The sequence below is a fragment of the Pedobacter sp. W3I1 genome, from assembly GCF_030816015.1.
Classification (GTDB): domain Bacteria; phylum Bacteroidota; class Bacteroidia; order Sphingobacteriales; family Sphingobacteriaceae; genus Pedobacter.
The window spans coordinates 2,955,837-2,975,576 of sequence record NZ_JAUSXN010000001.1 but is presented as its reverse complement, the minus strand read 5'-3'; the positions used below and the strand labels follow the sequence as shown (position 1 = coordinate 2,975,576).

Sequence of the window (19,740 nt, the reverse complement as noted above, 5' to 3'; positions counted from 1 at the left end):
TAATATATTTAATTGGTTTCTTTATGGTTTCTAATGGTAATTATTGGAGAATGATAAGCCGTAGAAAAAGCTGGGATGCTTTCAGTAAGCCATACATTTCCCCCGATGATACTATCGTGCCCGATGATGGTTTCGCCACCCAATATGGTTGCCCCAGAATAAATTACCACCCTATCCTCTACCGTTGGATGGCGTTTGCTGCCCGCCAATGTTTTTTTAACACTCAAAGCACCAAGTGTTACGCCTTGATAAAGTTTCACATAACGGCCTATTGTACTGGTTTCGCCAATAACAATCCCGGTTCCATGATCAATATGGAAGTACTCGCCAATACTGGCTGCAGGATGGATATCGATACCTGTTTTAGAATGCGCATATTCGGTAAGTATCCTCGGAACCAGCGGTATACCGAAATTATAAAGCATATGGGCAATCCTGTAGAAACAGATGGCATAAAAACCCGGGTAGGTTCTAATTACCTCAAACCTGCTTTGTGCAGCCGGATCACCTTCATAAATCGCTACTATATCGGTGTTCAATACACGGTAAAGCGCTGGTAGTTTTTCAAAAAACTGACCGGCTGCATTTTTACATTCACTATTTTTAAGCTTACAGCTGGCCGATATAATATCATAAAGCTCCAGCTCCAAAACAGCAATATATTCCTTTACTTCTATAATCGTTGAAAATACTTTTGGGGAGTTTTCTGGAAAAAGTACTTGAATTAGCTTTTCTGCCCAACGGGATATCACTTCATTGGATGGTATATTTGGTTGTTCAAGAGGGTTCTTAATAATTTGTTCAAAAAAATGGTCTTCCATAACTGGTGGTTATACCTGCCCGATCTGCTCATCGACTAGGTATATAGATTTAATCGCTAAATGTAAGTTTTGTTTTTTTAAACCAAAACAACTGGCGCAATTTTATGCTAAAAATTGCTCGACGATAACAATAAAATTCATCTATATACCTTTTAGATAGAATTACCATTAAAATGAAGGTTTAGAAAGCTGGGAAATGAAATAGATTAAGCTTACTTATTTTTAGGCCAGCTGGCTATCGGTTTAGCAGAAAAGTTCTTTTGTGATGGTTTCCCGGCATCTAGAGAAACTGAAATGGCCTGTTCACTATCAGCTTTGAGCCTTACTTCGAATCCTACAATAGAAGTCCCAGGATTTTTAGCGTCATAATCTGTAACCGGGTCCGTTGACCAGGTTTTCATTTTAACTTCGCCTTTTGTATCAACAAAGAGGTAGCATTTTTTGCTTTTGTAACTTAATTCGATGGTATGCTCATCAATAATTTGCACTGTAGCAGGCGTAACCATCGACCACCGAAGTGTTACATCAGCGTTTCCTACGGTTATTTCATCACGGATCAGCACCGTTTTTTTATTGATCAGGGCCACCCCTCTAATTGATTTCTTTAGTTTATCAGTATATAGAGTACTCAGATCGGCAACAGCGTTCATAAACTGACCATTATCAGCACTACTGATGAAAGCAGCATTGCCCTTAACATGCTGAAAAGTACTATCAATTGATAGGGTATTGTGTGCAAGATTATTATAGCGGAATATTTTCCAACGCTCTGCATTTTGTTTACTGTCCCAGAGATTAATACCTTTTGATTCGAGAGATTCGTATTCCTGCATCCCAAAATCCATTGCCCATCGTACGCCTTGCGACTCCATGATGAAAGAGCCTACATCCATATGACCATGACTAACTGAGGGCGAACCACCTTTAAACCCTACAAAAGTAGCCAGCGGATCAGTCCATGAACTCCGCATCAAAGCAACGGGATTAGGACCATTTCCGATCCAAAATTGCGCAGTTTTAGGCTGAATGTTATTAAGCGATAGTTTTGCACCCCAGATCATTGCAGATGGCAGTAACCTATTCTGTAATGGCATTTGCTCATCGAGCTGTTTTTTAGTTACCCAAAGTACGCCAGGATCGTTCAGTTTTGATGCAAACCAAAAAAGTGCAGGATTAAATTCAGCAACCGCCCTGCTATCAGAATAGTTAAAAGGTTTGCCCGAAGGGGCCGTCATATTAGCCAGATAATCAGCGGTTTTAAGGAAACCGGGCTGAGTGCTTAAATCAAAATCATGATGAAAAACACCTTCCAAAGCACTGATAAACATTACATTAAAAGAAGTGCCGTATTCCCAGTATCCATAACCTTCCGGATAAGCACCGTCTGGAGCGTATTGTTTCATGGGCAGGATTACACTTTTTACTGCCCGATTAATTAGTTTAGCTGATAAGGCAGGGTGCGCTTCAAAAGTAGCTATTGCGCCAAATGAGATTCCAGCATTGCATACCTGATTCCAGTTATTGGTAATATTTAACCAGTTATTATACTTGGTATCTGTTGAGGGCTGTATTCCCTTTTCGAGAATGGCAAGAGCGACTATACTTCTGGTTGATTGCGGTAAATCCTGATATAACCAATCGTAACCGATCGACAATGCCATTGTCATTTCACCCACATCAAGAAAATGACTTGGGTTCCAATCTTTAAAGTCAGATACAGCAAGCAACTCTTTTTCTGCTCTGGCTACATACTTTTTATCATGGGTAAGCCTAAAAGCATAAGAAAGGTAATAAATCCTTTTAAGTGCTTCTCTTGATACATCAAGCAAACGCTTGCCGATCATGACCCGTTCTAATACAGGTTTATTTAAAACCTGATCTGCCGCTGATAGTATAGCCTGATGAATTTGTTTAAACCTCCTATCGTTCTTTACATTTTCTAAGATCTGCTTTTCAAGCTCATGGTTTATTAATAACCTTGGATGAGGAGGCATCTTAAATGTTGAATCAATTTCCTTGTTTTGCCCTACTGCAAACGTTGAGCAAAACAAGGTTATGATCGTAAATATAATGGTGATAAGCTGATTTTTCTTCATGGGTTTACCGATCATCCTTACCAATGTTTATACCGAGAATCTATTTCTTCTGTTCAGATAAAAAAGTAACTAACGAAGCCAGTTCTTCATATGATAATGAATTCGCCAAACCTTCTGGCATCATCGAAGTTTCCATTTCTTTTCTCGATAGAATATCGCCTGCTTTTATGGTAAAAACCTCTCCTGCAATATTACGAACCACCACTTTGGCAGCTGTTTCTTCAGTAATAAAACCCATATAGGTACGGTCGCCTTTGGCTGTAATCAGTACCGAAGCAAATCCTTGAGAAATTGAAGCATTAGGTTTTAATATCGATTCTGCAATCTGCTCGCGGTTCATAATAGAGCCGATCTGCCCCATAAAAGGACCTTTCATTTTCTCGCTTTTGCTTAAACTATGGCAGGCAACACAACCCTGACTATTGAAAATATTTTTTCCTTTTAACGGATTGCCCTGTAATTTATTAATAGCCAACAATACATCTTCGATAGATGATTTACCTACCTGGCCTTTTTTATTTTTGATTTTATCCAAATCAATTTTTGGCTCTTCAGTAGCAGCTACTTTTTCTTCTTCGGTAAACTCAGGGATATCCATCCTCTGGCGTTCATTTAAATCAACATAAAATTGTTTTCCCTGTGCTCCGGCTTTTGTAGCCTCTTCTTTCAGAAATTTCTCAATAATAGGAGAACCTTCCCATGAAACAGCCTTAAAATATGGACCATGGGAATCTGGGCGTGTACCCCACCACCAGGTAGCATCATAGGCAATTTCTTTTTTGTACAAACGGCCTAATGTAACCAGGATCTGTTGTTTTAATTTCTCATCATTCGATTGTTTGTAGTTTTCGATTAGTCCGTTAACCGCTTTCTCGGTGTGGATATAACGCAATGCCCAAAGTGCAAGGGTAGAATTTTCGGTTTTAACTGCAGCAAGCAAAGCATCTACAGCCTGAAGATCAACCAAAGCCCGAACTGCTAAGTGAGGTAAAATAATGGCTGAATTTGGTGTTGCATGAGGTCCTTCAATACCTTTTGCAGGTGCTGTAAACGAAGCAGGCACCTTGGTTTGTAAAAGCACATTGGCAACTTCTGCCCTGCCCAAACGGTTTAAACCAATTATCGAAGCCGCCTGAACGCGAAGAGAAGAATCCTTTAAACCTTGTAAAAATGGTTCAACAGGTACTTTGTCTATATTGGCTTTACGATCAGCAAGTGCTTTTAGAGCAAATTCCTTCAGTGCTTTATCTTTAGTAAATTCTACTAAAGTAGTGATACCGTTTTCTTTGGTCAGCTGAGCATAGGTATACATACCAGCTATGCGAACATCGAGTGCTAAACCTTGGTCGGAAGCTACCTTTAAAGCCGTTTCAATAGCTTGTTTATTGTTTCGCAGCACCAGTTCTTGCGAAGCAGCTAAACGGGCAACGGCACTATTCGATTTAAGTAGCTCGGTTAGTTTTTTAACTGAAGCTTTTTTAACATCAGGAAAAGCTTTGTATGTCCAGTTGTTTGGCACTGCACGAACAATGTAGCCTTTATCCGGACTACCAGAATAACCTGCACCATCCCAAGCTGACAGATATAGCCTTCCTGAGCCGTCTACATCAAGGTCTGTAATCTGAGGGAGTTTAATAAACTCTTCGTCTTTTTGCGTAAAAGTCGGTCCATCAGCGGTTACTCTATGAATATAAAGCATGCTTCTGCCCCAATCGGCCATCATTGGTACATGGTTATATTGTTCAGGCCAGTTCGGTTCATCCATAAATAATGCTCCGGTACCCGATCCTCCACCTAAGTCGGCAAGTGCCGGAATAATTTCGTCGGTAAAATTCTGAAATAAAACCGGGTAACCATATTCACCAGATTGGATGTGGTGTGAGAAACGAACATTCCATCCTCCACCATCGTTGGTATTTTCTCTGGTAAAAACGTTCATGTAAGGATCAATAGCTACATCATAAACATTACGGGTACCATGTGTATATACTTCCATTTCAGTGCCGTCAGGACGGACACGCATAATCCCACCGCCTAACATGGTTAGTTTTTTACCTGAACGATCTACTGCATCATGGAATCCAAAATCTCCTACAGAAATGTAAATCCATCCATCAATTCCCATTCTTATACCATTAGTGGCATGGTCAGTGCCACGTTCGCGAATATATTTGGCATTGCTGATATGTTCAATAAGCGGCTTTTCGGGGCCATCGGCCTTTCCATCGCCATCTTTATCTTCGAAAACAACCAAATTCATGCCTGTAGCCTGTTTTGTTTCTTTCGAAAAAGTGGTATGCAATACATAAACCTGGCTGCCCTGAACAATAATTCCGCGGGGATTATCCACTTCGGCAAAATCTACATGTTCATCCATTTTACCATCGTTATCCTTATCTATCAATTTAAGGATATGGCCTTTACCAGGGTCTTTACCTAAAGAGCCGATCATATCAACACCAACATATACTTCTCCTGTTGGTGCCACTGCTAAACAGGCCGGGCTGGGTGTAACATCGGGCCCGGCGAAATTCGTTATTGTTAATTCGGGGGGTGATACGCGTTGTATTTTTGGTTCGCTAATAAAGTTTTTTAATCCAAAAAAAACCAGTGTAAAAGAAATTAAGCTTAAAGAAAATTTAATCATTTGTGTTAATGTTTTTTGGTCAGTTGTCTCGGGTAAACTTACAAAAAATATAAATTTCCTAATGCCACAATTTTGTGTTGTTTTTAATTCTTAACCGATTAATACTGGTAAGCCCTACCCGATTTATTAAAGCGAAAGTTAAATTACTTGTTTTATCTACAATAATACCTGCAAAACAGTCATTATTATAACAGAAATCAGAAAAACTACTAAGTAAACAGACAAAAACACCATAAAAACAAAAGAAAAAACCACCGTCATCATAATCAGGCAAATTATTTTCAAAAAAACTTGAATTATAGTATACATTTCATTATATTTACTAAATCCAACAATCATTAAATCAGTACGTTATGAAAAATATTCTTTATTTCTTCCTGACTGCCCTGATCTCCTCCATTGCGTTGTTAACTACAAGGGATTCTTTTGAGCCTGAATTGGTTTATAGCACGGTGGTATTAATATGGATGCTGTACATCTGGTACCATATTTATGCTGCTAATAAGAGGAACTACAGCGAGTAGCCTGTGTTTTGTTCGTTTTAATTCCCAAGCAATCATTAGTTGGGCTAAGTTTGCATGCCTCTATTTTCGAATCCAAGATTAGAAATTGTTTTTAATTTAACACGGTTGTCGGGTACATCAACAGTTAATTTATTATCTTCGTCGAAAACTAAAACAAAGTAGTTTACGTTTATAATTAAGCCTGGCCGATTAGCCGGGTTATACATAAAGCTTAATGAACTTGGAGTTTCGACCTCGTACATGGGGTAGATTAGCGCACAAGATCATGAAATCAAAAGCAAAATTCCCATGTTTATCGGGGAATACATTTTACACGGAAGTTCGCCGCAGAGTAAACAACGACTTTAAAGAAAACAATAGAAGTATTAACGCCAATGTACTGATGTGGTTTAAAGCCTGTCTTTTCCTTACCATATTTCTGGTACTTTATTTTTCAATACTTCTTTTAAACGTGCATAGTGCCATACTTTTAGGGCTCACCATTTTACTTGGCGCAACTTGTGCATTTATTGGTTTTAATATTTGCCACGATGCCATTCACGGTTCGTTTTCGAGCTCTAAACGCACCAATTCATTTTTTAGTTTTCTTTTTAATATGGTTGGGGCTAATCCATATGTATGGAACATTACGCACAATGTGGTGCATCATACTTATACCAATATTCCAGGTCATGATGAAGATATTGAAGTGGCACCGGGCTTAATACGAATCTGTACAGCGGATGAGTTAAAACCCCATCAACGCTTCCAGCAATGGTATGCCTTTCCTTTATATAGTTTGGCTTCGCTTTCCTGGGTGTTTCGTAAAGATTATAAAAAGTTTTTCCAAAAAAGTGTGGGTGCCTGCCAGAACAAGCATCCGAAGGTTGAATACTTTAACCTCTTTTTCTATAAGTTTCTGTATTACTTTATTTTTATTGGTTTACCCATATTGGTTATGGAAATCTCATGGTGGCAGGTTGCAATCGGTTTCGTAGTGCTTCACATGGCGCAGGGGTTAACCATGGGACTTGTTTTCCAACTGGCTCATGTAGTAGAAGGAACAACTTTCCCTTCAACAAATGCAGAGGGTAATATGGAAGAAGCCTGGGCAGAACACCAGATGCGTACTACAGCTAACTTTGCTACCCAAAGCCCTATTTCGGCTTTCTTTCTTGGTGGATTGAACCGGCAGATAGAACACCACCTTTTCCCTAAAATATGCCATGTTCATTATGGTCGAATCTCGGCAATTGTAAAACAAACCGCGTTAGAATTTGGATTGCCTTATCATGAAAACACCACTTTCTTATCGGCACTTCGCTCCCATTACCGCATCCTAAAAAGAATGGGGCAACCTGAGCCATTTAACTGATACAATTTTTTTTCTAAACGAGTAACAAACTTACTATGGCACAGTCATATTAAAAAAACTTGCTATGAGAAAGTTATTCCAATCCATTAGACTTAAAAAGCGCGGTCTTGCTTCACAAGGCTTTTACATTTTAGCAATCATTCTAAGCTTTTCATCCTCATTAATGGCACAACAGCTGAGAAGGATTGATGGAACAACTATTAGTACTGATTCACTAAATCATTACTTACCGCTGTTAATGGAAAAAGCCCACGTTATGGGTTTGGGGATTGCCATTTTCAATCAGAATAAAGTGGTTTATAAAAATACTTTCGGTTATGCCGATGGGGTAAAAAAAACAACGTTAAAGCCAACAGCCAATTTCTACGGAGCTTCTTTGAGCAAGTGCATTTTCACCATGATGGTGATGAAACTGGTTGAACAGGGAAAACTGGATCTGGACAAACCTTTGCAACAATACCTCCCAAAACCAATTTACGAATATAAAAAACAGACGAGGTGGCATGATGATTATAGCAGCCTTAAAAATGACCCATTATATCAAAAAATAACAGCAAGAATGTGTTTGGATCATACAACCGGTTTCCCTAACTGGCGATGGGATGTTGCCGATCAGAAACTGAAGGTAATGCAGGAACCGGGCTCACGTTACAGTTATTCTGGCGAAGGCATGGTGTATTTACAGGTCGTAATCGAAAAAATGACGGGAAAATCTTTGGAGCAGCTGGCTGATGAAATTGTTTTTGGTCCTTTAAACATGAAAAATTCTGCTTATACTTTTCTTCCGGCTTTCGAAAAAGATTATATCTTGGGACACGATGCTAAAGGCAAAGCCTACGAAAAAGACAAAGATAATGAAGCCCGCTCGCCTAGCACACTCGAAACAACTTTTGACGATATGACACTTTTTGTTGAAGGTTTAATGCAGAAAAAAGTGATTAATAACCGAACTACGAACGAAATCTTTAGCCCACAGATTGCTATACACTCGGTAGAACAAATGGGACCATTATCTCGGAAAGATACCAGTGCTAATGATAACATCTCATTGAGTTACGGTTTGGGTTTTGGTTTATTAAAATCGCCTTATGGTTGGGGAGCTTTTAAAGAAGGGCATGGTGATGGTTTTCAACATTATATGATTCTTTTTCCTAAGCAGAAAATTGGTGTATTGATCATGACAAACAGCGATAATGGCGAAAGTATTTTTAAAGAATTATTAGCATTAAGCATAGCAGATAAATATACCCCCTGGAAATGGCAAAGATATTTCCCTTATGATAGTGGAACAGCTAAGGAACAATAATAAACTTGACTCTATTTTCTACATCTTTATTTCTTGACCATTAAGAAATTTAGGACATTAAATTTTGGCTTATTATGAATGTACTAACGAACCAATGGCTAATGAATCAATACACCCACACCTATAACATAAACTTAACATACAATACATTTCTTCAAGAGGCAGATCTTTTTATCTTTAACCATATGTACTGGTACGAAGAAGAAGTTAAACAATTGGAAAAGGCGCATCGCTTAGACCGGGAGCATCCGGGTGTTATTTTCTATGGCAGTTCATCCATCCGGTTGTGGAATAGTCTCGAAGATGATTTTGATTACATGAAAGTAACTAATTTAGGCTTTGGCGGCTCTACATTAGCCGCATGTGTATGGTTTTTTGAGCGGATTATGGCAGACTACAGGCCGAAGGCACTGGTGGTATATGCAGGCGATAATGACCTTGGTGATGGCAGAAATCCTGAGGAGATATTTATCTTTTTCCAGCAGTTGATGGTTAAAGTTAACCAGCGGTTTGGCATATTGCCCTGTTATTTTATTTCCTTAAAACCCAGTCTTACCCGTTGGCAAATGGCCGACCAGTTTAGATATACCAATAACCTCATCGAAAGCGAAATTATTAAACTCAATAACCATTGGAAATTTATTGATGTGTTTAAGAAAATGCTCAATAAAGATGGCAATCCAAACTCTGCACTTTACGATCACGACGGACTTCACCTAAGTGAAGAAGGTTATCGTTTATGGGCAAGCATTATTAGAGAGAGATTAGGTTAATCATTACGCTTAATTAATATCCCGATAACATAGATGCCTTAATTTTCCACAAAAGAATTGAAGCTATGAACAGGGAATATCATAAATGGTTCAGCCAGAATCTTCAACGGGATATGGAGCTACTGGTTTTCGGCCATGCCGGAAGAGCAGTAATCCTTTTCCCCACCCGCATGGCCAGGTTTTATGATTACGAAAACTGGGGAATTATAGCTTCGTTAAGTGCCCAAATTGAAAATGGGGAACTTCAAATTTTCTGTGTAGATAGTATAGATGGAGAGAGTTTTTATAACGATGAGGTATTTCCATCGGTACGGATAGACAGGCATTTACAATATGAAAAATATCTCCTCGAAGAAGTATTATCGCTTATTTATCAGAAAAATGATGGCGATTACATAGAAACTGCCGGCTGTAGCATGGGCGCTTACCACGCTATAAACCTGGCCATGAAATACCCCTGGTTATTCAAAAAAGCAGTCGGTATTAGTGGAAGATACGACCTTACGGATAACATCGGTGATTTTAGAGACCTACTGAGTGGGTTTCATAGTGAAGAAGTTTATTTTAATATGCCAGCACAGTATATTGCTAATTTAAATGACGATCGTTTGCTATCAGCAGTTAGAAACATTGAAATTATTCTGGCGGTAGGAGAAACCGATCCATTTCTAAGCGGTAACCAGCATCTTAGCAACCTGTTATGGGAGAAAGGTATACACAATCAGTTACATACCTGGGAGAGCAATGCACACCGCCCCCATTACTGGCGAAAAATGGCGCCTATGTACATTTAATTTTTACATAAACGCCTAATCCTATTTTACGGCTAAATTAAAATATTGTTTAATGTGGATGGTATCTACAGGTATTTTAGATTTTTCGGCTGCCACAATAATATGAGCATCCAACAACCATTTTTCGGCTGAATTATTAGTGTTAGCCACTTTAATTCCTTTAACCGTACCTGCAATTGGAGTTAAGTTGAAATAATCGCATGAAGCGCAAGAAAACAGATGTTTTACCTTTCCAGCCAGAATATCAGCATCTGTTATTAAAAATTTATCACCCTGCATTGGTGCTTGCATGTATATACGCGTGGTGCTGAAGTTATTACTCTTCGTTGCCAGAAAAATCCGGTATTGCCCAGTTGTAAGTGCCATCTGTTGATCGGTCATTGCTGCATAATTAGTATACTCATACAAGCAGCTTCCTTCAGTACAAGGCGTTAGATTTTCTGCATCAATGGTAAATGGGTTATCAGTTTTCTTCTTACAAGCACTCAAGGTGATTAATGCAATTAAAAAGGTGACAGTTACTTTAAAAGCGTTTTTCATCATTTAATTTTCTATGAATACGGTACAAATTGAGGATATGCTACAACTCGAGCATTTTTTTATTAAATAAATGAACAAGACAGAAATACTGTTTATGCAAAACGGGAATAATTAGGGCAAAAAACTGACTGCTGAGAGACTTAATTTAACATTGGTTGAACAAGAAAATATTAAGTTTGCATATAAAGAGATTAAATCTACAAAATATATGAAACAAGGATTATTAATAGATATGGACGGGGTGATTTATAGCGGGGAAGAATTGATATTTGGCGCTGATAAATTCATTAAAAACTTAATTGACGAAGATATTCCTTTTGCATTTATGACCAATAACAGTCAGCGAACTGCTTTAGAGGTGGTGCGAAAATTAAAAGGACTTGGTATAAAAGTAGAAGAAAGCCATGTGTATACCAGCGCAATGGCTACCGGAAAATTTCTATCCGATCAAAGTCCAAATGGCACTGCTTATGTATTGGGAGAAGGTGGTTTATTAAGCAGTTTACACGATCATGGTATTACTTTGGTAAACACCGATCCGGAATTTGTGGTACTGGGAGAAGGTAGAAACTTTACGCTCGAAATGGTTCAGCGTGCTGTTGATATGATTCTTGCGGGCGCTAAATTTATTACCACCAACAGAGATCCATCACCAAAGAAACCAGGCTGGAATAATTTAGGTATCGCCGCAACGACTGCCATGATTGAGGAAGCAACCGGCAGAAAAGCATTTGTTACAGGCAAACCAAGTCCGGTGATGATGCGCTCGGCACGTAAATTTCTGGGATTAGAAACCAGTGAAACTACGGTTATTGGCGATACCATGGAAACTGATATACAAGGAGGCGTTCAGATGGGATATAAAACCATTCTGGTACTTTCAGGCATATCAAGCAAGGATACTCTAGGTCACTATGCTTTTAAACCTGATATGATTGCAAGCTCTGTTGATGAAATTAAGTTTCCATTGACCTGGTGGGAAGGTAAGTAGTTTAGAGTTTGAAGTCTTTAGTTTGAAGTTTAAACGTGTTGTCGGATAACCGTGTTGTCAGATGTTACCATCTGACAGGGAATGTAGCAATTCCAGTGGTAGTAGTTTTTAATTGCATTCATGAGGGCTGCGCCATTTTCTTCGAAGCTACTGGGTTGGCTGGGTCTGTGGAGCCCGAAAAATTTGTTAGGCCGGATTTAGGTAGAACGAGAGCACACTGCTATGGCCTCGCTGGACGGAAATACACTTGTATGTGTTTTGACTTCTAGTCCGATTTTCATCCTATCGTGTGGAGACATTTTTTTAAGATTAATTTATAGGCGTTTTGCTAGCTTCCTCAAATTACACATTGTTTTAACCGAAGAACGCCGTCAATCCCAAGGGCCGGGAAATCAAAAAAACAGTAGCACAACAGTACAAATGGCACTATCAAACCTAACACGCAGTGGTTTTGTGTTTCATGTTTGCAAAAACTTTCACCCTGGCCTAACGAACAAAACAAAGTGCCGCTGTTTTTTTGATGCGTGTAGGATTGTGTAAAAGGCCCATTGCTGGATTGACAGAGCGCTTTGGGTACTTTGGCGCTCCAAAGTACCATGCCTCCGCGGCAAAGAGCGGAAAAAAATCAACATTTATCTTAAAAACTATAGTTTTAAGATATCAAAGCTTGTTATTAGCAGGAAAGATGCTGATCCCGAAGCTTCGCATTAGCGTCAAGTTAATGATATTGACAAAGGTTGAAAAGTCTGTGATTATTATTTAAAAGGGAAAAAGCAACTTGTAGTTCTAAACACATTTGACAATGTCTACAAGCGGCTTTTTCAACTCTAAAATAAAGAAAAGATTTGATATTTTTTTTAATGGATCAACCATTGATACTATAGCTCGAAGCAGTGGTTTTCTTCAGCGCAGTGCAAAGAAGATTTCTCCGATGGATTTTGTTATGGGCTTTGTGTTAAGCTGTTCTCAAATGCAAAACACATTCAGTCAATGGGCTTTTCAGATTAGCCAGCTTAGCGGAACCCCTGTAAGCAAACAAGCAGTATTTGATCGTTTGGGGCCATCATCTGTAGCTTTTGCCAAAGCACTTCTGGAGCATGTGCTGCTGCAGGGTCTCTGCTACAGATACAGACGTCCGAGCAATCTTTTTAGCCATTTTAAAAGGGTCATCCTACAAGACAGCACCACCCTACATCTCCCCGAGAAACTCTCAGAAGTGTTCAGAGGTAATTTCAGTAAGGGCAAACAAAAGGCAGTAGCCCGTGTACAGACCTTAATCGATATATGCAATATGCAGTTCCTGCATTTCTCATTGGGTTCCTTTACCGATAATGACCAATCGGCCAGTCAGCAGCCCCTTGAAAAGATATCAGCCGGTGAACTGCTTATCAGAGATTTGGGGTATTTTGTACTGGAGGTCTTCGAAAAGCTTGGCGGCAAAGGCGCCTTCTTTCTGAGCAGATTACGTTTTGGCCTGAATATGTACGATTGCAATGGAAAACAACTACACCTGAAAGACTTGCTGAAAAGCAGATCGAAAAGGGATATGTGGCTAATGATAGGCAAACAAAAGAATGTAAAAGTGAGAATGATCATGATTCCCCTGCCAGAGCAGCTTGCAGCACAAAGAATCAGAAAGGCCAAACAGGATAGGGACAGGCGACTGAACCACAGCCAGGACTATTACAGATGGCTGGAGTATACGGTACTGATAACCAATGTAGGAGAAGAAACATGGACAGCTGCCCAGGCCGATCAGGCATACCGGGTACGTTGGCAGATAGAGATTGTATTCAAGTCCTGGAAAAGTGGCTTCCACCTACAGCAGTTGCTACATAATGGTTGTACCAATGAAAAACGGATTAGCACGAATATATACCTCCTGTTGATGTTTATATGCCTGTTTATGCAAAAAATATTCTTGCCAGTTGTCAGATATGCCAAAGGCTCCGTTAGCTTGATCAAATGTGTAAAGTTCTTTGTATTGAACATGAAAGAGGTAATCGCTACAGGTAGAAAACAGTTCAGAGATATTATAGATAAGTACTGTAAATATGAAAAAAGAAACCACAGAATTAATTTAAGCCAACTATTTTCAGCTTAACTTGACGCTCATGCGAAGCTTCGGGACAGCATGACGATCGCCTTAGGGATATGCGCTAAAAACAAATACTGGCTAATGTAGATGTGTCCATACGATAGGATTTTCATCGGGAGGCTCAACATGGCAAATTTGCCGAGAAATTGTCTTTTGATACAGCCTCACTACTTGATCGATATACCGCAGCGGTTTATTTTAAACCGTACTGAAATTAAAATTCAATAAAATAACGGGCACTCCTAACCTACATTTTAGCATCCATTAACTTTGCCGATTTTGCTTTTGGTGCTATCAATTTCATTTTAATTACAAATGCCTTATTGGGCTGAAAATCTTTTGGCAGTGTTACATCGTAATAGGTATTCTTATCCAGATCTAAACCGATGTCTGATTGTTTTAATTCCAATTTTTTGCTGTTGATTAAAAGCGCAGCTGTACCCGGAACTTGTTTTGCATTTTTAGGCACTGCAATACGCACAATGCTATTTACAGGTCGGTTAAAAACTGTTAAATAAAGGTTATCGTCTTTTTGCGTAAAGTAGCCTAATTTAGAAGGCGTTAATGCAGCATGGCGAACACCATACACTGCTTCAGCGTTGAGTTTTATCCATTCGCCAATTTCCTTCGCAATTTTATCCTCTTCCGGATGCATGTTTCCGTTTCCATCAGGACCAAAGTTTAATACAAAATTGCCATTCATTGATACCGAATGCATCAGCATATCCAATAAATCATCGGTGGTTTTGGTATAAATTCCCGACCAATCTTTCATATAACCCCAACCATTTGGCGGAATGGTCATTACCGCATCCCAATCGTTACCGTTTAACCACTCAAATTCTGCAGGTAACTTACGCTCCCAGCCTTGTTCATAATCGCCTAAAATGTTGCCATTCGAATCGAAGTGTCGCGAGCCATGTTCATCGTTACGGAAACGTGAGCCGATAATTAATCCAGGATGTTTTTCGCGGAGTTCTTTTTCTAAATTGTAGGTAAATTCGTATGCACTTTTCCAGGAGGCATCCCAGGTACCATCAAACCAGAAACCTTTAATTTTTGGATAGTTATCCAGCTGCTCTAAAAGCTGGTTTCGGGTATAAGCTAAAAATTTACCGAATTTTTCTTTTTCTTCGTCTGTTTTTTGGGCTTTACCCATATAATTTGGATTATTCCATTCTAAAATAGAAAAATAGAGATATACATCAATACCTTCGGCGGTATAGGCATCTACAATTTCCTTTACGATATCCTTTTTATACGGCGATGCAGAAACATTATAATCGGAATATTTTGTAGGCCAAAGTGCAAATCCATCATGATGTTTGGTGGTAAAAATGACATACTTTGCGCCCATATCTTTTGCCTGTTTAGCCCAACGTTTGGCATCGAAGTTTTTTGGGTTAAATTGCTTGTATAAGTTATCATAGGTTTTGGCCCAATCCTTAGGTGCGGTAGGCCCACCCCAGGAGCGGATCCATTCTGATGCTGCTGCACCGCCCCTTGCGCTTACCCCATTCCATTCGTTACCCGCAATAGCATAAATTCCCCAATGAATAAACTGGCCTAAACCATAACTGCGAAAAGCTTCCATATCAGCATCAGTACGGTGAGGTGGTGTTAACGTTCCATATTTAACTTCAACTTCTTTTGTAGGCTTGCTCTTTGGTCCTGTCCATTGTGCATCTGCACGATTTACTGCAACTATAGCAGCAAGGGTAACCAAGGCAAACTTTAATATATTCTTCATGTCCAAATTTTAGCGTGTTCTCGTTAATCTTTATAATTTAATGGTTTCCTTCTTCTAACTGGTATTTCAGGATTTTGTAAGGGCTTTGAAGGATGATAATAATAAAGTCCTGCTTTGCTATAAAGTACCAGATGTTGGCTTAAATTATTGCTAAAGGCTTTAAAATCTTTATGTTTTTGCGGTGTCCATGCGGCCTCTGCCAAGGCAGCAATGCGGGGAAAAAGCAAATAATCTAAACGGTTATCATGATCTACAGTTTCTGTCCAAAGGTTGGCCTGTATTCCTAAAATAAGCTGTTTTTCTTTATCATTTTCAGCAAAAGACTGTGCATCAAACTGGTATACCTGCTCAATCGGATTATATAGTTTGTTCCATTTCCTGCCGTATTGATGGGTGCTATCCTGCACAAAATCGAAATACAGCGGCAAGCGGGGGCATAAAACCGTTTGGTAACCTTTACTTAAAGCAGTACGGAGCTGAGCAGGTTTTTCCTGGCGCCACCAAAATATAATGGCTTTCTCTTTCGGCAGGTCAGCTTCAGCCATTTCATCCCAAAAAATAGCCCTGGCATTTAATTGGTAGAGCGAATCGGCCATACGTTTCATAAAATAATGTTCTACCGCAGCAGCATCTTTTAGCTTTTCACGTTCGCGGAGTTTTAAGATATCTGGATTACTTTTCCACTTTTCATTTCCATAACTCACTTCATCTCCTCCTAAATGGATTAAGCCGGCAGGGAAAAGCACATTGGTTTCTTGTAGAATATTGGTTAAATAACTGTAGGTTTTTTCCAGGCCTGGGTTAAAGGTAAACTCTGGATGCCCAATTGAACCACCTCCTGAATATTCTGGATAGGCTCTATTGGCTGCTGTAGCATGCCCTGGCATATCAATTTCGGGTATAACTTTAATATAGCGTTCTGCGGCGTAGGCTACAATTTCTCTAATATCGGCCTGCGTGTAAAACTGAGCTGGTAAATTAGGCGTTAAGTAATCTCCAATTCCTCCAATAAGCGCTAAATTGGGATATTTCTTAATTTCCAAGCGCCAGGCAGGTTCGTCGGTTAAATGCCAGTGAAAAGTATTCAATTTATAGAACGCCATCCAATTTAAAATGGATTTCACTTTTTGTTTACCAAAAAAATGGCGCGATTCATCGAGCATAAATCCACGCCAGCCATAAGCTGGTGCGTCGCTTATTTCAGCAACCGGAATCTGGTTGTTTTTATTGGTTACCGCCAATTGCAGCAATGAGATCATTCCATAAAAAATCCCGTTGGGATGTGTACCCGAAATTATAATTTGGCCAGGTTTGATACTGATCTGATAAGCACATGAATCTGCATGTTTCTTTCCTGCTCTAAGCACCAGGACAATATTTGCCGATTTTGCTTTCTGCTGAAGGGTAATTCCTTTTTGGCTTAATAATTCGTTCTGAAAATAATAAGCAATTGTTTTTAGCTGATCGTTATTGTAACTAATACTGCTGTAACTGTTAAGGGAAAAGTAGCCACTACCTTTTACAAATTGCACAGGCATCGGAATAATTCCCGGTTGCTGCGCAAATGCTGAAGAATATTTATCAGCTTTAAATTCTCCTAATACATTTTTTTGCACGGTTTGCCCAAACAGTAACTGGGCAAACAGTGCAAATAACAGGCTTAAAAAAAGTGCTTTTCTCATTTTTGGCTTTTTAGATTGAGCATCTTCAGATCAGTCTGTGTTAAAATTCTTTATTTATTAATTAACTGCAATTACTTTTATCGACGATGCCTTATCGTTAAAAGTAGAAACAAAAGTACTTGATGAGGTGAGTTCTATGCTACTTCCGGTAAAGTTATCTCCATCATACATGATTACTTTAACACCAAGCCCTAAATTAACTGATGACACATCATTATTACTAATGCCACGGCTAATTAAATCTGCTGTGGTATACTGACCAACGGGTAACGATACACCATAGCCACCATAACTGGCATTCTGATGAAACTTAGCAGAACCATTCGCACCAATTTGCGGCACACCATTTAAAAATGAAAATGAATAGGTTTTGCTTACATTACCGCCATTTTTCAATAGCAATTTCAACCTGATGTTATACGCTTCGTTATTTTTATAATAAAGCTCGCTAAAAGGAATGGTTGCTGAAATTGTATTTCCGGTACCAGGGTTCGATCTCCATGCCACTGCATTATAATCAGCATCACTACCACCCAAATCTGGATCCATGTAAATTAAGACATCATTTACCTCCTTATTGCTGGTAAACGATCCAGTAACATTAAAAGCCTGTGTTGTTGCATTGTAGGCAAACTGTGCATTAATCGTAGTTGTAGCACTTTCGTAAGGTATTTCTGTAGGCAAAGGATTCTGGAAAACTTCGTTACGGTTTAAAATGGCAGCATCAACCTCAGTTAAAAATGTTGGCTGACCTTTACTGAAAGTTACATTTCCTGATCCCATTAAAGAAGTACCCAAGGTTGGTTGTTCTGAAGCATATTTGGCATGATCATGAGGTAAATTTAAGCCATGACCCAGCTCGTGCAGCATACCACCAAGTAAATTTGATGTTGCATTCGGAATTTTATCAACCGCCATGTTTGAATTATCGGTAGCGAAACAATTTTTACCGTAACCATAAAAAGGCTGATCGAAACTGCCATCGGTACGCTGTGGCAATAAAATCAGCGTGTGGCTTGAATTTGAAAACTCCGAAGCATGTGTAGCTTTGTAAGCTGCAATTTCGTTCAGGATTTTAGTTGCTGAAATACTGGCATCGTAAGGGTAAGCTGATTGTGCAAACTGAGCTGGTATTTCGATAAAACGTACCAAGCCGGTTGAATCGATTTTGGGCAGCCCCATGTATTTATCATAACCATACCTTAACATTTCGGTATGGAACCAGCCCTGAAAATGAACCAGCAAAGAGGTTAAGCGGGTTTTGTAATCAGAAAGCGCTGGGTTATCGGTTGGCACAAACATTACAATGTTTAAGTTTTTGGTATTGGTAACAAAACTCGGCGGAGTGGTTCCCGAAGTAAGTGCCAATGTGGTTGGTTTTGCATTAGTCGTTTCTGGTTCTGAAACGGGTGCTTTTTTACAGGCGTTCATTAAAAGGCCACTTGAAATTATCAAAAGCAGCGCAAAGCAAAGTTGTTTTTTGTTTTTCATGTTTAATGGTTTAAAAGTTTATGGTTAATTGATTATTAGTTCAAGGGTTCATTGTCATTGGTTCATGGTTGATAGCCATATTGTTTACAGCGATTAGTTAAATTACAACTTACGTTAACTTATTAATTATCAGATTCAAAAGAAAGGTCGTCATTGCGAGGAGGAACGACGAAGCAATCTTTCATGCTAGTGATCCTTGCCATAAAGATTGCTTCCCCGAAAATCGGGGCAGGCTGTCGGCTGAAAAAGCCTTCTCGCAATGACGATAATCTGAGGAGATTTAATCTCTTAAATTCTCCTTCCATTAATATTGATTTTTATAAAATAAATATCTCTCAGGGTGACATTCCGCCGCAATTGACTCCGAACTGCTAACTCGGGGTTTATGACTAAAATGTAACCTTCAACACTCGCCCCATATTCCCACCACTTATCTGTAATCCTTCAGGCACCGAAATTCTAAGTCCTTTGTAATCCTGTTTCCAGTTGAGTTTTTCACCTGTTTCGTCGAGCATTACTGCTTTAACCTGAATCTGGTCGTTAGATAGCGACTTAATAATCAGTTCGCCATATTCGGTTTCGCTTAAAAAAATTTGCAGTTCATCTTGCTTTCCCGAATAAAACATAATGGGCTCAAGTGTTCTGATTTTGGTTATTGGGTTCATTGTTTGAGACAGTTAACTGATTTACTATTGTTCATTGGTTCACTAGTCATTAGTTCGTTGGTGGTTGATCAATTGGTCCTTCGAAATTGGCATTGCAAGACCAGATAAACGGGAGCTGAAGCAATCGTATTAAGATTATTCATTTTTGCAGTTGTTTTTGAAGGTATTCATGAGCTCAGTCGTTCGGTTATCTTCGTACCTCACAATG

Annotated in this window: 15 protein-coding genes; 7 read left to right on the top strand and 8 right to left on the bottom strand. The window is 39.2% G+C overall.

What is annotated here, in order from left to right; genetic code table 11:
• Positions 1-8 precede the first annotated feature (8 nt).
• The 3 genes from epsC to QF042_RS12300 all read right to left on the bottom strand — a co-directional run bounded on the left by epsC (position 9) and on the right by QF042_RS12300 (position 5,564).
• Positions 9-821 carry a serine O-acetyltransferase EpsC gene (gene epsC, locus QF042_RS12310; RefSeq protein ID WP_307528718.1) on the bottom strand — a complete coding sequence of 271 codons (813 nt, stop codon included), beginning with the start codon at positions 819-821 and terminating at the stop codon, positions 9-11.
• 212 nt (positions 822-1,033) lie between these two features.
• The gene (locus tag QF042_RS12305) at positions 1,034-2,917 is read right to left on the bottom strand and encodes a heparinase II/III family protein (protein WP_307528716.1); all 1,884 of its coding nucleotides are present in this window, start codon (positions 2,915-2,917) and stop codon (positions 1,034-1,036) included.
• A 40-nt stretch (positions 2,918-2,957) separates the two neighbouring features.
• Positions 2,958-5,564 carry a hypothetical protein gene (locus QF042_RS12300; protein WP_307528714.1) on the bottom strand — a complete coding sequence of 869 codons (2,607 nt, stop codon included), beginning with the start codon at positions 5,562-5,564 and terminating at the stop codon, positions 2,958-2,960.
• A 353-nt stretch (positions 5,565-5,917) separates the two neighbouring features.
• On the opposite strand from QF042_RS12300, the gene QF042_RS12295 reads away from it, so the two are divergent.
• From QF042_RS12295 to QF042_RS12275, 5 genes are all read left to right on the top strand, one after another.
• Positions 5,918-6,088, top strand: coding sequence for a hypothetical protein (locus QF042_RS12295; RefSeq protein ID WP_307528712.1), 171 nt, complete (start codon positions 5,918-5,920; stop codon positions 6,086-6,088).
• Between the two features lie 265 nt (positions 6,089-6,353).
• On the top strand, positions 6,354-7,442 hold the full coding sequence (locus QF042_RS12290) for an acyl-CoA desaturase (RefSeq protein WP_307528710.1): 1,089 nt from the start codon (positions 6,354-6,356) through the stop codon (positions 7,440-7,442).
• Between the two features lie 64 nt (positions 7,443-7,506).
• Positions 7,507-8,748 carry a serine hydrolase gene (locus QF042_RS12285; protein WP_307528707.1) on the top strand — a complete coding sequence of 414 codons (1,242 nt, stop codon included), beginning with the start codon at positions 7,507-7,509 and terminating at the stop codon, positions 8,746-8,748.
• 74 nt (positions 8,749-8,822) lie between these two features.
• Complete coding sequence (locus QF042_RS12280) at positions 8,823-9,521, top strand: GDSL-type esterase/lipase family protein (protein WP_307528705.1); 699 nt, start codon at positions 8,823-8,825, stop codon at positions 9,519-9,521.
• 65 nt (positions 9,522-9,586) lie between these two features.
• Positions 9,587-10,315 (top strand): esterase family protein, encoded by a 729-nt coding sequence (locus QF042_RS12275; RefSeq protein WP_307528704.1) that lies wholly within the window; start codon positions 9,587-9,589, stop codon positions 10,313-10,315.
• A gap of 21 nt (positions 10,316-10,336) precedes the next feature.
• Here QF042_RS12275 and QF042_RS12270 read toward each other — a convergent pair whose 3' ends face one another.
• Entirely contained in the window at positions 10,337-10,858 is a 522-nt protein-coding gene (locus tag QF042_RS12270) for a hypothetical protein (RefSeq protein WP_307528702.1), read from the bottom strand.
• A 205-nt stretch (positions 10,859-11,063) separates the two neighbouring features.
• On the opposite strand from QF042_RS12270, the gene QF042_RS12265 reads away from it, so the two are divergent.
• Together QF042_RS12265 and QF042_RS12260 are read left to right on the top strand one after the other, a co-directional pair.
• Positions 11,064-11,846, top strand: a complete 783-nt coding sequence (locus QF042_RS12265; protein WP_121285161.1) for an HAD-IIA family hydrolase — start codon at positions 11,064-11,066, stop codon at positions 11,844-11,846.
• 802 nt (positions 11,847-12,648) lie between these two features.
• The gene (locus QF042_RS12260; RefSeq protein WP_307528698.1) at positions 12,649-13,950 is read left to right on the top strand and encodes an IS4 family transposase; all 1,302 of its coding nucleotides are present in this window, start codon (positions 12,649-12,651) and stop codon (positions 13,948-13,950) included.
• A gap of 241 nt (positions 13,951-14,191) precedes the next feature.
• On the opposite strand, the gene QF042_RS12255 is transcribed toward QF042_RS12260, so the two are convergent.
• The 4 genes from QF042_RS12255 to QF042_RS12240 all read right to left on the bottom strand — a co-directional run bounded on the left by QF042_RS12255 (position 14,192) and on the right by QF042_RS12240 (position 19,532).
• Complete coding sequence (locus tag QF042_RS12255; protein ID WP_307528696.1) at positions 14,192-15,694, bottom strand: alpha-L-fucosidase; 1,503 nt, start codon at positions 15,692-15,694, stop codon at positions 14,192-14,194.
• Between the two features lie 23 nt (positions 15,695-15,717).
• Entirely contained in the window at positions 15,718-17,376 is a 1,659-nt protein-coding gene (locus QF042_RS12250; protein WP_307528695.1) for a beta-N-acetylhexosaminidase, read from the bottom strand.
• Between the two features lie 57 nt (positions 17,377-17,433).
• A complete protein-coding gene (locus QF042_RS12245) occupies positions 17,434-18,867 on the bottom strand; it encodes a hypothetical protein (protein ID WP_307528693.1) in 1,434 nt (477 codons plus the stop codon).
• Between the two features lie 389 nt (positions 18,868-19,256).
• The gene (locus tag QF042_RS12240; RefSeq protein WP_307528692.1) at positions 19,257-19,532 is read right to left on the bottom strand and encodes an alpha-L-fucosidase C-terminal domain-containing protein; all 276 of its coding nucleotides are present in this window, start codon (positions 19,530-19,532) and stop codon (positions 19,257-19,259) included.
• Positions 19,533-19,740: the final 208 nt, after the last annotated feature.